Genomic DNA, 15,397 nt, shown 5'->3' on the forward strand with positions numbered 1-15,397 from the left:
CCGAGGTTGTCCTCCATGACGTCGAAGATGACGTCGTCGGGCAGGCCATCGCGGGTGGAGACGCCCGTGATGCGTCCGTTGCGCAGGGCGAACAGGCCGCCGCCGTAGGTACCGATCCAGACCACGCCGGTCTTGTCGCGGTGCAGCGACGTGACGAACGGGTTGGTCAGCCCTTCCGCCTCGCCGTAGGAGACGAAGCGGTCGTCACGCTCGAGGCTCTGCAGGCCGCCGCCGTAGGTGCCGATCCAGACGCGGTCCGGGGCGGTGTAGATCATCCGCACCTCGGGACTGCGCAAGCCCTCCGCCTCGCCGTAGCGGCGCGCCTGGCCGTTCTCGTAGCGCACGAGGCCATTGCCGCCGAACCACACCACGCCGCGCGACGCATCGATGTTGCGCAGCGAGGCCCCGGTGATCTCGGGCGCGACACGTTCGACGATGCGCCCGTTGTCGAACCGGAAGGCCCCCGCGCCATTCGTGCCGACCCACACGCTGTCGCCCGAGCCGCCGGCGACGGTCGTGATGGCGTTGCTCGGCAGTCCGTCGGCCGTGGTGTAGACGCGCATCACGCCGCGCCGCAGGCTCACGAGCCCGCCGCCGTAGGTGCCGATCCACCAGTCCTCCGAGTGCCCGCGCTGGTAGACGGTGGTGACGGGGAAGGGCGGGAGGCCGGCGCGCGTGTCGAGGCGTTCGCGGGCGGCCGGCGCCAGGCGGTTCAGGCCTGCCGACAGCGTCCCCACCCAAAGCGCGCCGTCGCGGTCCTCGGCAAGCGCGATGAGGTAGTCGCTGGTGAGGCCCTCGTCTCGACGCACCGACTCGAAGCGCCCGCCGTCGTAGCGCACGAGGCCGCCGCCGTGCGTCGCCATCCAGACCACGCCCCGGCGGTCCACCATCACCTGTAGCACGCGATCGACCGGCAGGCCTTCCGCCATGCCGAAGCGCGTCGCCTGGTCGTCGAGCAGCCTGATGGCGCCCTGCGTCGTCGCGCCCCAGATGGCCCCGTCGGGCGTCTCGGCCACCGACGAGACCTGGCTGGGGACGCCCTCGGCGGGACCGTACTGCCGCACGGCCCCGTCCGGCGCGATTGCCACCAACCCGTGGCGCGAGGTCGCCAGCCACAGGCGGCCGTTGCGCGCATGGTAGACGCCGTTGACGCCGTCGGTGGCCAGGTCCTGCGGCAGCGGCGGCGCCTGCCAGCGTCCCCCCTCGAACACCCGGGCTCCCCGCGACGAGGCCAGCCACACGCGCCCGTCGCGGTCGCGGGACAGGTCCCAGACCACGTCGTGCGGAACGCCCTCGGCCGCGCCATAGCGGATCACGCCGCCGTTGGCGACGCGGAGCACGCCGGATCCGTACGTGCCGACCCACAGGGCGCCGTTGCCATCCGGGAGCACCGACGTGAGCCGCAGGTTCCCGAGGTCGACGCCGCCGATGCGGCCCACCGAGTGGAACTGCGCGCCGTCGAACCGCGCCAGCCCCTTGCGGGTCGCAATCCAGAGGTACCCCTGATCGTCCTGGGCGATGCCGGTGATGGTGTTCTGGGGCAGGCCGTCCTCGACCTGCCAGTGGTCGACGATGAGGCGGGCCGTCGGTTGCGCCCACGCCACGGCCCCCATGGCGAGCCACAGGAGCAGCACGATCACGTGTCGGCAGGATGCGGGCATGCCTCGGAACAGGGGAACGGCGCCGATGTGGCCATACGGACATCCCACGGCGGGGCGCAGCTCCACGGGCACATGAGTGTAGAACGCTCGCCGCGCTCATCGGGAACGGAACGGCCGCCGCGTCGGTCCAAGAGCCATGCCTCGGGCCCCTCGCGTCCTGCTCGCCATCGCCGGCACCCTCTCGGCCGGCAGCCTGCTGGCGTTGCTTGCCGCCGGGCCCGGCTATGGCGCCGGGTACTTCTCGCTGCCGACCGGCTTCCGTCTGGTCCAGGTGGCGGTGGCGGGCAGCCTGGTGGGCGCCCTGGTCGCCTTGACCGCCCTCCGCTGGCGTCGCATGCTCACGCGTGGGGCCTGGCTCGTGCTGGGCGCCGTCCTCGCCGGCGCCTTCGTGGCGGCCGCCGTTCCCGCGGGCTGGGCCCGCACCGGAAGTTCCGTGCCTCCCATCCACGACATCACCACCGATACCGATGACCCGCCCGTGTTCGTCGATGTTCTGCCGCTGCGACGGGGCGCGATGAATCCGGCCGAGTACGACGGGCCCGCCGTGGCAGCCCAGCAGCGCGCCGCCTGGCCAGACCTCGGTCCGCTCGACACGTCGGTCGCGCCCGCGCGTGTGCACGCCGCGGTTCGTGACGCCATCATCCGGGCCGGCTGGACCATCGTCGGGGACCAGGAGGCCGAGGGGCGGCTCGAGGCCGTGGCCACGACCCGCTGGTTCCGCTTCAAGGACGACATCGTGGTGCGTCTGCGCCCGGGCACGGCCGGGGGCACGCGGGTCGACATGCGGTCCAAGTCGCGGATCGGCCGCAGCGATCTCGGCACGAACGCTCGCCGCATCCGGACCTTTCTCGACGAACTCCGTCGCACCCTCGAGGCGATGCGATGACCGATCCGCTCCTGCGGTGGCGCGACGAGTTCCCGATCCTCGACACGTGCACGTACCTGGTGAGCCATTCGCTGGGCGCGATGCCGCGGGCCGCCCGCGCCCAGGCGCAGCAGTTCCTCGACGCCTGGGAGACCCGAGGCGTGCGCGCCTGGGGTGAAGGGTGGTGGGAGACGAGTCGCCACACGGGCGACCTGCTCGCGCCGCTGCTGGGCGTGCCCGCCGGCAGCGTGACGATGGTGCAGAACGTGTCCGTCGCGCAGTCGACGGTCGTCTCGGCGCTCGATTTCTCAGGGCCGCGGCGTCGGATCGTGGTCGCGGAGCTCGATTTCCCCACCAACCAGTACGTCTTCGAGGGGTTCCGTCGCCACGGCGCCGAGGTCGTCTACGTGCCGTCGCCCGACGGGCTCACGCAGCCGGTCGAGTCGTGGCTGGAGCGCATCGACGAGCAGACGGCGCTGGTGTGCTGCTCGCTCGTGCTGTTCAGGAGCTCGGCGATCACCGATGTGCGGCCGATCATCGAGCGCGCCCACGCGGTGGGGGCCCTGGTCGTGCTCGACGTCTATCAGGCGACGGGCACGCTGCCGCTCGACCTGACGGCCCTCGGTGTGGACGTGGCTGTGGGCGGGTCGGTGAAGTGGCTGTGCGGCGGGCCCGGCGCGGGCTACCTGTACGTGCGCCCGGATCTGGCGTCGAGGCTGGCGCCTGCGGCCACCGGCTGGGCGGCGCATGCGCGCCCGTTCGCCTTCGAGACCGGGGCCATCGCCTACGCGGAGGGTGAGGCGCGCTTTGCGTCAGGCACGCCGAACGTGTCGGCGTGGATGATCGCGCAGGCCGGCTACCGCATCGTCAACGAGGTGGGCGTGCCGGCGATCCGCGCCAAGTCGTTGCGGCAGACGCGTCGCATCATGGATCACGCCGCGTCTCGAGGCTGGCGCGTGCGCACGCCGCAAGACGATGCGTGGCGTGGTGGGACGGTGACGCTCGATGTGCCCGACAGCGCGCGGGTGGCCGCCGAACTCATCGCACGCGGCGTGATCATCGATCACCGCCCGAACGCCGGCATCAGGATGGCGCCGCATTTCTACACGACCGACGACGAGATCGAGGCGGCGCTCGCCGCGATGGACGAACTCGTGGTGGCAATTTGAGATTCGACATTCGAAATTGAAGGGGGCGCGCGCGGCTCTCGCCGCGCTGCCCCTCGCGATATCCCGAGCGAGCGAAGGCCGCCAGGCCGAGCCGCCGGGAACTTCAAATGTCCAGTTTCGAATTACCGTTGCAGGAATACGAACACCCCGTGCTTGTTCGCGCTGGCCACGTCCAGCCGCCCGTCACCATCCACATCCCCCACGACGACCTGATTGCCGACGCCTGACGTGTCGTCGATCAGGTGCTTCGTCCACGTGACGCCCGTGGGCGTCCGGCGCGGCTGGAACCAGTAGAGGACGCCCGGTGCGTTCGGCTGCGGGTCGCCGCTCGGGCCGTGGGCCCAGCGGCGCTTGCCCGTGACGATGTCGGGCACGCCGTCGCCGTCGATGTCGCCCACGTCGAGCGCGTGCGACTGCGAGAAGCTGTCGTCGATGGCGTGCTTGACGAACGTGCGCGCGTTCCCGGTCCGTTGCTGCTCGAACCACCACACGCCCATCTGGTGCGCGGAACTCGCCACGATGTCGGGCATGCCGTCGCCGCTCACGTCGTAGATGGCCATGTGGGCCGAGTCCGGGCCGAGCTTCGCGGCCGTGAACGGCCACGGCGCATCGCCGGGTTCCTCGGGGGCGAGCCAGTAGCCGTGCGTGCTCACCACATCCGCGCGGCCGTCGCCGTCGAGGTCGCCCACGCCGAGGCCATGCGCGTAGCGATGGGCCGCCGGGTGCTTCGGTGTGCTGATCGGGTGGACGTCGAACGGCGCGGCCGGCGAAGTGGCGGGCGTCAGCCACGAGAGCTGTTCGCCTTCGGTGCCCATCACCAGCACGGGCCCACGGCCCCGCACCAACCGCGCCAGGGCGGGCGACTCGTTGCCCGCCACCGACGACGCAGGCAGCGTGCGCCAGGCGCCGCCGCGCGGACCCGGGTTGACGCGCCAGGTCGCGGCCTCGCCGGGATAGCCGATCACGACCTGATCGGGCCAGCCGTCACGGTTCACGTCGAGCGAGAAATTGTGGAAGGCGTTCGAATAGCCGGTGGGGGCATCCAGTGGCTCGAGCGGCGCAATCTCGTGCCGCTTCCAGGCCGCCGCGTCGGTCACGGCGGCCACGACAGGCGCCGCATACCAGGCGTTGCCCGCCAGCACGTCGATGCGGCCATCGCGGTCGACGTCGGCCAGCGCCACGCCCTCCGCGCGGAAGGCGCCGTCGAGGATCACCTTGGTGAAGGTCGGCACACGTCCGGCCGTGGGGCCCTGTGCGGCGACCCAACTCCCCATTCCCGTCGCGCTCACGAGCGCGAGCATCGCCCAGCGTGGATGCATGGCCACAGGGTAACGCGGGTCGCCGCGACTGCCGACTGCCCGGTCGGCCGGGCTCGGAGAGCCGGCCCTACCGATTACCGATTACCGACTGCCGACTGCCGACGCCCGACTGCCGTCACTTCACGATGACGAATCCCTGGAAGTCGCGATTGAGTTGCTGGCCGGGACGGACGTCGTCGAGGAACGGGCACACGCCGCTCACCGTGAGATTGCCGGACAGGCGTGTTTCTCCGGGCGCCAGGTAGCCGATCTGATTCAGCGCGGGGCAGGCCGATCGCTCCAGGTACGGGCCGGAGAAGATCTGGTGCGGCACCGTGTCGGCGTTGCGCACCGTGATCTGCTCGCCGGGCGCCACCACGAGGATGCGCGGCGTGACCCCCTGGCGCGTGATCGTGATGACCCGGTCGGCCACCAGCGGGGTGCCGAGCGCGTTGCTGCCTGCCGCCCAGCGTTCCCGATTGGCATCGGCGTAGAGCGCCCGCTCCACCACCAACTGCGCCGGGATCTCGCCCTGGCTCTCGACCAGCGTCGCGAAGCGGCGACCCATCGCCTGGGGGAAGTCGTCCCGGATCGACACGTTGGCCCGGCTCCGCGCCGGGATCGCGTAGTCGCGCGAGGTGCGCGAGCGGTCGTCCTCGAACGACAGCGTGACGCGCGCCGCGCCGTCGAACGGCGACGTGTTGGCTACCAGCACGTACGTGTCCATGGCTGACGGGCCGCCCAACATGCCGTCGGCCAGGCCCCACGCTGCGCTCGTGGCCAGCGCCCCGGGCGAGTTGTGCGACTCGCGCCACTCGGCCGCACTGGGCCCCGGCCACCACATGGCGCGCTCGGCGACGAACGGCCGGTCGTCGACCGACTCGAGGAGCGTCGAGACCGCCGTGCTGGCCAGTTCAGGTGCCGCCTGGTCGACCCAGATGTTGAAGCGGCTCTTGGCGGCGATGTCGTAGGTGCGCTGGATGCTCGTGCCGGTGGGCAGCAGGTACGTGGCGCGCACGGTCAACGGGTCGCTCGAGGGATTGGCAATCAGCAGGAACGTATCGAAGTAGGCGCCGGTGGCGCCCTCGGCGAAGGACCACGAGGGGGCGGCGATCGCGATGCCCGCGCTCGCGTGCCCCGCGCCGAACAGCCGACGGCCCGCATTCAGGTACATCGCGCGCTCGACCAGAATCGGCGTGTCGGGGCTGGTCTCGATGCGCGCCGACACCTCGGCGGCACGGAGGGTCGGGTGCTGTGCCGACACGTCGAGCGTGGTGCGCGAGTGCGGCGGCAGCGTGTAGGTGACGAGCACCGGCGCGGCACCGCGGCCGAGCAGGTACTCGATGCTGACCTGCGCCGGCACGGGGTTGGGGTTCTGCAGCAGGTAGAACAGCCGGAAGCCGCTGATCGTGGCGCCCTCTGCGAGGTACCACGTGGCGGCCGGCGCCTCCATGGCCGTCTCGGTGTGGCTGCCGTACCCCGACGCATCCCATGTCATCGTGCGGTCGACCACCACCGGCTGATCGGCCTCGACGATGGTGGCGAACTCCTCGTCGGCGAGACCGGGCACGGTGCCCACCTCGATGGTGCCGCGCGCGTACGGAGCAAGGGTGACGAGGCGGCGGACGATCGTGTCCTGCCCCGGGATGTCGGGCACGCCGCACGCCCGCTGGCAGAGGAAACGCACCAGCACCGCGGCCGGCGACGACCCCGGGTTGAACAGCGCGAGCGTCGTCTCGAACGGCGCGATCGTCGCGCCCTCGGCGAGGTAGCGCGTGTGTCGCCCGAGGGGATGGGTACCCTGCTGGTATTCCTGCAGGTTCGTGAGGCCATCGCCGTCCGGGTCATCGGCCGCATCGCTCGCATCCGGCGACAGGTTGAACTGCGTCTCCCAGCTGTCGGGCAGCGCGTCGTCGTCGGTGTCGGCGCCCTCGTCGCCGCTCGAGAGGCGGTGGACCGCGGCGTCGGACGGGCCACGCCCAGCGGCCCCGACCGCCTGCACGCTGCCCGCCACGACCACGCGTCCGATCGCGTCCACGGCCACCGCGAGCGGGTCGTCGGTCGCGCTCGTGCCGAGGTAGGTGGAGTACAGCGGCGCGCCGCCACGCAACTGCATCACGAAGGCGTCGCGGTTGCCGCCGCCGTTGGCCTGCGCGGGGCGGGCCACGGGGAAGTCGGCCGAGGCCGTCTGTCCCACGAGGTAGACGTCCGTGCCCGTGGTGGCCAGGGCGCGTGCGCGATCCATGCCGCTGCCGCCGACGCGCAGCACGGCCGTCCTGGCGCCGCTCGTTGTGTAACTGGCCACGAACGCATCTTGCGCCGCCGTCGGTCCCAGCCTGCCCGTTGCGGGGAAGTCGGGCGACATGGTGGTGCCGGCGACGTGGATGGCGCCCGCAGCGTCGAACGCCACCGCGTGGGCGGCGTCGGTGCCGCTGCCGCCGAGGACGGTCGACGTGACCAGCGTGCCCGCGCCCGAGAAGAGCGCGACCGTGGCGTCGAAGCCGCCGGCGCGGGCCTGCGACGACTGCTGCGCCGGAAAATCCGACGAGTTCGTGGTGCCACCGACCGCGATCCGCCCGGCCGGGTCGATGGCGATGGCGAAGAGACTGTCGCTGGCTTGCCCACCGTGGCAGGCCACCCACGCGAGGCTGCCCCCGGCCGCGAACTTCGCGAGGAAGCCGTCCAGGCCCTGACACTGCGGCCGCTGCAGCCCTCCCACCTCGAAGTCGGCCGAGCGCGTGTCGCCCACCACGACGACGCCCCCGTCGGGCGCCAGGGCGAGGCCGTGCGCTTCGTCGTCGTCGCTGCCGCCGAGATACGTCGACAGGGTCAGCGCGTTGCCTGCCGGCGAGACCGTGGCGACGAAGCCGTTGGCACCGCCTGGCGCAGTCGACAGGCCTGCCACGGGGCGCACCAGCGGGAAGTCGCGGCTGTACGTCAGGCCGGCGACGTGGAGGCGCCCCTGCGCATCGACGGCCAGTGCGCGCGCGTGGTCCTCGCCCGAGCCGCCGAACCGCGCGAGCATCTCGATCGACTGGCCGCTCGGGTCGAGTCGGGCCACGAAGACGTCGCCAGCGCCGCCAGCGCCGGCGACTGACGTCCCGGCGAAGTCGTTCGACGTGGTGTACCCGGCCAGGTGAATCCTCCCCTGGCCATCGAGGGCCACGGCCGTGGCCTCGTCGTTACCGCTGCCGCCCATCGCCCCCGAGTAGGTCACCACGGGGTCGATGACCAGCGCCCGGGCGGGGTCGAACGGGCCGAGGGCGAAGCCCAGCGTGTCGGAGGCGTCGAGTCGGAAGCTGACGGCGACGTCGCGCTGCCGGCCGCGATCGTCGACCTGCCAGGCGCGGGGCGCCTCGAGCACCACCGACCGTTCCGGGGCCACCGTCACCTCGAGGGCGCCGTCGGCGCGGTGCCGCACCGATCCGCCGCCAGGGCGAAGCCTGATCCGGGCCGGGTCGGCGCCGGGGGCGACCAGGAAATCCTGCTCGAGATGCCCGCCCGTGCCGCGATACCGGACGTCGATGCCCGGATAGACCTCGTCGAACACGATCGCCTGATGGAGAGGGCGTGGTTGTGGGTACGCCGCGCCCGCGAGGGCGCTCGTGGCGCGGAGGTCGTGTACGTAGCCGCTCGGCGTCGACGGGCGAGCCGTGGCCGAGGGGGCGGCGTCGACGAGCGTCAGTCGCCAGGCCGAGGCAGGTGTTGCCGCGCCCGGCAGGAGCAGGTCGATGCCCGCGGCCTCGATGCGCGCGCGGTAGTCCCGGGCCGTGACGGCAAAGGCGCCAGGGCCGACGGGCTCGAACGCGAGGGGCAACGGGACGCGTGTCGGGCCAGCGAGGGCTGGCGTCACCACCGGCTCCAGCCAGAGGGGGCGGGCCGTGTCCTCGGGGGACCCGGCCCGCAGCATCACGGTGGTGCAGGCGCACCAGACCACGAGGGTGGCGCGGAGGCGCCCACCGAGACGTGCTCGTCGCATGGCGACGACCTCAGCAAGACTCGCGCCGATGCGTCGGACCCGTGAGATCGGGGCTTGCCCCCGATTCACGCGCCTCGAGCGCGACGAAATACTTCAGGCGATCGACGAACTTGCACGCGGCGCGGCGAGGTCGAGAGCGGCGCGGTCGGAGACCGCGCCCTACCTCACGACGATGCGCCCGCGCATGTTGGCGTTGCTCGGGTCGTCGTGGTCGTGGATGCCGCAGGAGCGCACCGTGTTCAGGTTGCCGGTCTCGCGCACCTGGCCGGGCCCAAGGAAGCCGACCTGGTTGATCTCGGGGCAGTCGGTGTGTTCCGGATGCGGGTCGGAACTGACCTGGCGGGCGCGCGTGCTCTGGTTGCTGAACAGGACCCGCGTGCCCGGGGAGACGACGAGTTCCCTCGGCGTCAGGACGCCGCTGGCGTCGATGGTCATGGTGGGGCCGCCGGTGGTCGGGGGCGTGGGGGTGGTCGGCGAGGAGGAACCGCCGCCTCCGCACGCCGCCAGGCCGAGAAGGGCGCCACATGCGGCGAGCGTACGGATGAGTCGCTGGGCCATGGCGCCAATTATCTCCGTGGTGGCAATTTGACATTTGAAATTCGAAATTCACGCGGCGAGGGCCTCCGGCCACTCGCCCCGGGATGCCACGCGCGAGCGAAGGCCGATGGCCGAGCCGCCGGAATTTCAGATGTCGAATTTCGAATTGCCATCAAACCCGACCAATTGCGCCCTTGTTCCAGCCCGCCCCCATCGGTATCTTTCATTGGGCGGAACGGCGTTCCGCATGGTGGAACATGGCAGCCCAGACCTCCGCAGACAAGGCGTTGCACCTGTTGGAGGTGCTGAGCGGCGAGCCCGCGGGGATGCCGTTGCGGGATCTGGCGAAGCAGGCGGGCCTGCCGGCAGCCACGGCCCATCGCCTGCTCCTGGTGCTGCGCAGGCGCGGGTTCGTGCGGCAGGAAGGCGAGGGCGGGCAGTACGTCCTCACGCTGAAGCTGCTCGACATGAGCTTCCGGTACCTGAACGGCTCCGAACTGCGCCTGCATGCGTATCCGCCGCTGCGCGAGTACGCGGCGCGCACGTCGGCGCGGGCGTTCGTGTCGTTGCCGGCCGGGGAAGTGACCTACGTGTGGGGCGGCCAGGAGGATGCGGCCGCCATGTACACGGCGTATGGCAAGCCGATGCCCGGGCACTGCTCGCTGTTCTACGCCGAGGGACAGCAGCGTCGCCTGAGCTGCGCGCGACTGTGCGCCGCCGGTGATGTCTCCCGCTCGGAGGTGGTCGTCCGCCGCTTCGGGGCGGGCGGGGCGGCCGATGGCTACCGCCTCAACTGTGCCTGTGCCCCGGTGCGCGACTACCGGGGGCAGGAGGTCGCGCGCGTGGGGGTGTTCTCCCACGGGCACGGGGAAGGGCCGCTGCACGACGCGCACGTGCCGGCGGCATGGGACCTCGCACGGGCGACGTCCCTGCGGCTTGGATACCTGTCGGCCGAGGTCGGGCCGGCATTGCCCGGCCGGCGCGAGCCGGTCACCCAGCAATAAGGCTTTTCTCAGGAGGACTCGTGGCGTACGTTATTACCGAACCTTGCATCGGGACCAAGGACACGGCCTGCGTGGACGTGTGTCCGGTCGACTGCATCCACCCGCGGAAGGACGAGGGGGAGCACGAGGCGACGCAGATGCTGTTCATCCACCCGGACGAATGCATCGACTGCGGCGCCTGCGTGCCGGCGTGCCCCGTCGAGGCCATTTTCGCGATGGATGAAGTGCCCGACCAGTGGAAGTCGTATATCGAGAAGAACGCCCAGCACTACCAGAAGTAGCGAGTCGCTCGCGGGGACGAGACGGCGCGCCACGCTGTCCTAACGGGAATGCCAGCCGGTGTGCCGGCCAGGATGGACCCATGAACCGTCTCGTCGCCCTTCGTCGTACCCTCAGCCCCCGCCTCCTCGGCGGACTCGCGGCTGTCGCCGTGGCCATCATCGTGGCCACGAGCGTCCCCGAAGCCGGAGCCCCCCTGACCGGGCAGGCCGAACTGACCCGTGGCACCCAGCTCTTCGAGGATGCCAAGTACCGGGAGGCCGTGGCGGCCCTGGTCCGGGCGCGTGAGTACGACCCCGAACTGAAGGTCCCTGCCACCCGGATGATCGTGCGGGGCCTGCTCCGCGTGGGCGACTTCGGCCGCGCCGAGCTGGAAGCCGGCAGCCTGATCACGTCCACCGTGGGGGCCGAGGACCTGTCGCTGCACGGCGAGACGCTGTGGAGCACCGGGCACTTCGAGGAGGCCAACGCGCGCTACACCGCTGCCCTCACGCTCGACCAGCGGTACCCGCCCGCCCTCCACGGGATCTCCCGCATTCTCGACGCCCGCGGCAAGACCGCCGACGCGCTCGTCGCCGTCGAGCGCGCCATCGAGCAGGACCGCGAGATGGCCGAGTATCACCACACCCGCGCCTACCTCCTCGAGCGTCTCGGCAAGTACGGCGTCGCGGCCGACGAACTCCAGCGCTACCTCCAGTGGCTGCCCGAGAAGGGCTTCAAGGACCAGGTCAAGCTCGCCAAGGCGCGCATCAAGTTCCTGCGGCACTTCGACGAGCGGGTGCCCCTGGAGATGACTCCCGAGGTCGCCGGCCAGGTGCACGTGATTCCGTTCCGCGTCGAGCGCGAGAAGCTCTTCGTGAAGGCGAGGATCAATGGCCGTCTCACGCGCGACCTGGTGCTCGACACGGGCGCCGAGATGACGGTCCTGTCCGAAGACGCGGCGCAGCGCTCGCAGGTGTACTCGGTGGCCGAGACACTCAGCGCCGGCGTCGGCGACGTGGGCCTGCGCCGCCTCAAGCTGGCCCGCATCAACAAGCTCGAGATCGGCAGCCTCAAGGTCGATCACGTGCCGACGATGATCAAGGACCCGCCGCTGCGCAAGTGGCCGTCGGCCGACATCGACGCGTTCTCGCCGCTCGCACTCGGCCTGTCGATGCGCGTGGACTACGACACGAAGCAGCTGTACGTCGCCCGTACCCTGCCGAAGGCGGCCGGGACGCCGGCGATGGAAGCCCCGCTCTGGATGCACCGCCTGGCGACCGTGCGCGGCCGCGTCAACGGCGACCGTCCTGCCGCGTTCGTGGTCGACACGGGCGGCCAGGCGATTTCGATCAGCCGGACGGCGGCCGTGGGCCTCGAGCAGCTCGGGCGCTTCCGCCGCATCCCGCTGCGCGTGTACGGGTCGTCGGGCTGGGACAAGGACGCCTTCCTGCTGCCGGGCGTCGACCTCGAGGTCGACGATGTGCGCATGGCGCGCACGTCGCTGGTGGTGCTGAACCTGCGCGCGCCCAGCGTGCTCCTCGGCTACGAGCTCGGCGGCATCCTCGGGCACAAGTTCCTGAGCAAGTACACCGTGTCGCTCGACATCGACGAAGGCCTGATGCGGCTCGACAACTAGACGCCCAACGCCGAACGGGCGTCGACCGTAAAGGTCGACGCCCACGAACTTCTGGTCGGCGCGGTCGACGATGAGTCCGTGGCGGTCGACGAGCAGTTCGTGGCGGTCGACGCTGTGCGTCGACCGGCATTCCCCTCTACCCCTCGGTGGCGGCGAGGCTCTTCTTCGCCGCCAGCCGCGCGTCGCGCCGGGCGCGCGCCTGCTCGGCGCGCTGGCGCTCGGCGTCGGTCTCCAGCACCAGATCGGGCACCTCGACGCGGCGCCCGTCGGCGTCGATGGCGACGAACGTCAGGTAGGCGTGCGACGTCAGCATCCGTTCGCCCGTGAGCGTCTTCTCGCTCATCACGCGCACTTCCACTTCCATCGACGTCCTGAAGGTGGCCGACACCTCGGCCTTCAGGATGATCAGGTCGCCGACCTTGATCGGGTGCAGGAACTGCAGCCCGTCGACCGCCGCCGTCACCACCCGCTGCCGCGCATGCCGGAAGCAGGCGATGGCCGCCGCGATGTCGATCAGGTGCATCACCGTGCCGCCGAGGATGAACCCCAGCGGGTTGGCGTCGTTGGGGAGCACGACCTGGACCATCTCGGTCGCGGACGCAGACGGGGAATGGGCAGTCACAGGCACAGACAAGGTAAGGAAGAGTAGAAGAGTAGAAGAGCAGAAGAAACTACCTTGAAGGATAAAGGAAAAGAAGGACGAAGAAGGACGAAGACGTCAAATGAGGAAGGGGCGGCACCCGTGTCGAGTGCCGCCCCTTCACCCTTCAAGCCTTCTGTTCTTCTTCCTTCGACCTTCCAGGTAGTTTCTTCTTACCTTCTACTCTTCTGCTCTTCTTCCCTTGCGGCTAGAAGTCGTACCCGATCCACACCTGGAAGCGCGGCCTGCGGAACTCCGTGCTGCCGCCGAGGTACGAGAACGCGACGTCTTCCCAGTCCTTGTTGAAGAGGGTCTTCCACGACCAGTCGAAGTGGATCGGGAAGCCGAGGAGGAACGTCTCCAGGCCGATACCGTAGGAGGCGCGGCCGTCGACGAGGCGGAAGCCGTCGACCACCTGCGGCGGGCCGTAGATCGCGATCGGGAAGCCCGTCGCCGGGTCGGTGTTGAAGCCGACGATCGGCCGCACCACCTCGGGGTCAGACGATGAGAAGCGGTAGGCAGCGTTGGGGTCGCCCGTGGCGAAGCCGCCGCTCGAGGGCCGCCCGAGGAGGCTCGCACCGGCGATGCCGCCGAACAGCACGCCGCGGACACCGCCGAGCACTCCGATGGGGGTGAGCATGGCCTCGATCAGCGGGAAGCGCAGTTCCGCGTTGGCGAAGAAGCCCTTGTTGCCGACGAACTCGAGGAAGTCGTAGCCGCGCAGCTCCGAGTTGCCACCGTAGAAGAAGTAGTCGGGCACGTCGCCGGTGCTGTTGAAGCCGCGGAACCGGAAGGCCGCCACGCCGTTGGTGCCGATGCGCTGGTAGTAGCGCACGTCGCCGTCGAACGTCTGGCGCGACAGGGTGTCGCCGATCTTGGGCGCCACCGTGTACCCGAGCCGGAACGTGTGACCGGCCAGCGGGCCGTACTCGCGGAACACCGTCGTCTCGCGCGTCAGGGCGACGGTGAGCGGCACGGCGGTGCCGTTGTTGAAGATCGTCGTGCCGTACAACGACTGCTGGTAGTCCTGCGAGTAGTCCTGCAGCTGGTCGTTGCTGAACCCGTCGTTGAAATACGACACGCCCGCCGAGACCTCGAGGCGCGTGTACCGGTTGAACGGGTAGATGGCGAACACGCTCGCGCCGTTGATCGAGCGCGTCGCGATCGCATCGTCACGATCCAGGAAGTACGTCAATGACGGGTCGTAGAAGCCCGGCGTGAGGCCGTAGTAGAACTGCGTCTGCGAGAACGCCTGGATGGAGTACTGCAGGCGCTTGGACAGGTTCGTGTACGAGCCGGCAAACGTGCGGAACTGCGCCACCGACGCGGCGAAGAACGTGAAGTTCTGGTCGCCGAGCACGTCGCTGAACGAGATCGCGGTGCCGCCGAACAGGTCGCCGCCGCTGGTCACGCCGACGTTGATGGGCGGCCGGCCGTCGAGGAACATCTTCTCGAAGCGGCCCTTGACCCGGTTGTTGGCCGGGATCAGCGTGTGCGTGAGTGGTGCCTGGAAGTCGATGATCGGGCCCGGTTCCCCGAAGTCGGCCGACGCAGCCGCGGCGATCGGCTCCTTCAGGTTGAGCGTGTGGATCCCGTACTCGCCCTTGAAGTAGGTGACGAAGGCGACCTTCGGCCCCTCCGCCTCGGTGGCGCCGAGCACGACGGGCGACACGTTGCTGGTGAGGGCATCGGTGTACTGCTTGAGCCCGCCGCCCTTCAGGTCGAGCGTCCAGAGGTTGAAGATCTGGGCGTTCTTGACCACTTCCGGATCGACCGGCGCGGCCGGGTCCATGGCCGTGGACGGGAAGATCAGCGTGCTGGGGTCGAGGAACTGGGCGGCCGCCTCGTCGTGCGTGCCGAAGGTGAGCTGCGTCTTCTTGCCGCTCGCCAGGTCGAGGCGGAACAGCTTGTCGTTGCCGCTGATGCGCGCCAGGTAGACCAGGAACGTGCCGTCGGGCGACATCGTCGGGGCGTAGTCGGCGAAGTCGTCCGAGGTGAGGTTGCGCACCTCCTCGGTCTCGAGGTCGAGCTCGAAGATGTCGCCGATGGCGTTGCGCAGGGCCGAGAAGTAGACCTTGCGTCCGTCGGGCGAGAACTCGGGCGACTCCGGCACGTCGACGGTGGACAGGTAGTACCGCTTCTCGATCTTGCCCGTGACGACGTTCTGCAGGATCAGCGACCGCTGCTTCTCGGTGCGGGCGAAGTAGGCGAGCCGGTCACCGGTCGGGGCCCAGGCCATCCAGGGCACCGTGTTCCAGCGGGCGCCCGGGACGGCGATGTACTCGAAGCCCGTGTCCTTGCTGAAGCCCGGCGTGAGGTTGCGCACGACGGTGCGGTCCTTGGTCGA

The 15,397-nt window shown here is 70.3% G+C and carries 10 protein-coding genes and 1 pseudogene; 5 read left to right on the forward strand and 6 right to left on the reverse strand.

Annotated features, from left to right (window positions below; translation table 11 throughout):
* Nucleotides 1-1,640: two-component regulator propeller domain-containing protein (locus tag ACIRDX_RS14485; protein WP_396626152.1), on the reverse strand; the 1,640-nt coding region annotated here is incomplete at its 3' end.
* A gap of 157 nt (nucleotides 1,641-1,797) precedes the next feature.
* On the opposite strand from ACIRDX_RS14485, the gene ACIRDX_RS14490 reads away from it, so the two are divergent.
* Complete coding sequence (locus ACIRDX_RS14490) at nucleotides 1,798-2,547, forward strand: DUF1499 domain-containing protein (protein WP_396626153.1); 750 nt, start codon at nucleotides 1,798-1,800, stop codon at nucleotides 2,545-2,547.
* Nucleotides 2,544-3,695, forward strand: a complete 1,152-nt coding sequence (locus ACIRDX_RS14495) for an aminotransferase class V-fold PLP-dependent enzyme (protein ID WP_396626154.1) — start codon at nucleotides 2,544-2,546, stop codon at nucleotides 3,693-3,695. The genes ACIRDX_RS14490 and ACIRDX_RS14495 overlap by 4 nt, the downstream gene beginning before the upstream one ends.
* A gap of 122 nt (nucleotides 3,696-3,817) precedes the next feature.
* Here the strand turns inward: ACIRDX_RS14495 and ACIRDX_RS14500 are convergent, their stop codons facing one another.
* The 3 genes from ACIRDX_RS14500 to ACIRDX_RS14510 form a co-directional block, all read right to left on the reverse strand.
* A complete protein-coding gene (locus ACIRDX_RS14500) occupies nucleotides 3,818-5,014 on the reverse strand; it encodes an FG-GAP repeat domain-containing protein (protein ID WP_396626155.1) in 1,197 nt (398 codons plus the stop codon).
* 115 nt (nucleotides 5,015-5,129) lie between these two features.
* Nucleotides 5,130-8,972 carry a hypothetical protein gene (locus ACIRDX_RS14505; RefSeq protein WP_396626156.1) on the reverse strand — a complete coding sequence of 1,281 codons (3,843 nt, stop codon included), beginning with the start codon at nucleotides 8,970-8,972 and terminating at the stop codon, nucleotides 5,130-5,132.
* Nucleotides 8,973-9,131: 159 nt separating this feature from the next.
* Complete coding sequence (locus ACIRDX_RS14510; RefSeq protein WP_396626157.1) at nucleotides 9,132-9,530, reverse strand: hypothetical protein; 399 nt, start codon at nucleotides 9,528-9,530, stop codon at nucleotides 9,132-9,134.
* A gap of 236 nt (nucleotides 9,531-9,766) precedes the next feature.
* Here ACIRDX_RS14510 and ACIRDX_RS14515 point away from each other — a divergent pair, with 236 nt between their 5' ends.
* The 3 genes from ACIRDX_RS14515 (at nucleotide 9,767) to ACIRDX_RS14525 (ending at nucleotide 12,410) form a co-directional block, all read left to right on the forward strand.
* A complete protein-coding gene (locus ACIRDX_RS14515; protein WP_396626158.1) occupies nucleotides 9,767-10,513 on the forward strand; it encodes a helix-turn-helix domain-containing protein in 747 nt (248 codons plus the stop codon).
* A gap of 20 nt (nucleotides 10,514-10,533) precedes the next feature.
* A complete protein-coding gene (locus ACIRDX_RS14520; RefSeq protein ID WP_396626159.1) occupies nucleotides 10,534-10,794 on the forward strand; it encodes a ferredoxin family protein in 261 nt (86 codons plus the stop codon).
* An 80-nt stretch (nucleotides 10,795-10,874) separates the two neighbouring features.
* The gene (locus tag ACIRDX_RS14525) at nucleotides 10,875-12,410 is read left to right on the forward strand and encodes an aspartyl protease family protein (protein WP_396626160.1); all 1,536 of its coding nucleotides are present in this window, start codon (nucleotides 10,875-10,877) and stop codon (nucleotides 12,408-12,410) included.
* Nucleotides 12,411-12,546: 136 nt separating this feature from the next.
* On the opposite strand, the gene ACIRDX_RS14530 is transcribed toward ACIRDX_RS14525, so the two are convergent.
* On the reverse strand, nucleotides 12,547-12,996 hold the full coding sequence (locus tag ACIRDX_RS14530) for an acyl-CoA thioesterase (RefSeq protein ID WP_396626161.1): 450 nt from the start codon (nucleotides 12,994-12,996) through the stop codon (nucleotides 12,547-12,549).
* A 262-nt stretch (nucleotides 12,997-13,258) separates the two neighbouring features.
* Nucleotides 13,259-15,397: pseudogene (locus ACIRDX_RS14535) on the reverse strand (hypothetical protein); the annotation flags it as partial.

Source organism: Luteitalea sp. (genome assembly GCF_044337415.1).
In the GTDB taxonomy this organism is placed as follows: domain Bacteria; phylum Acidobacteriota; class Vicinamibacteria; order Vicinamibacterales; family Vicinamibacteraceae; genus Luteitalea.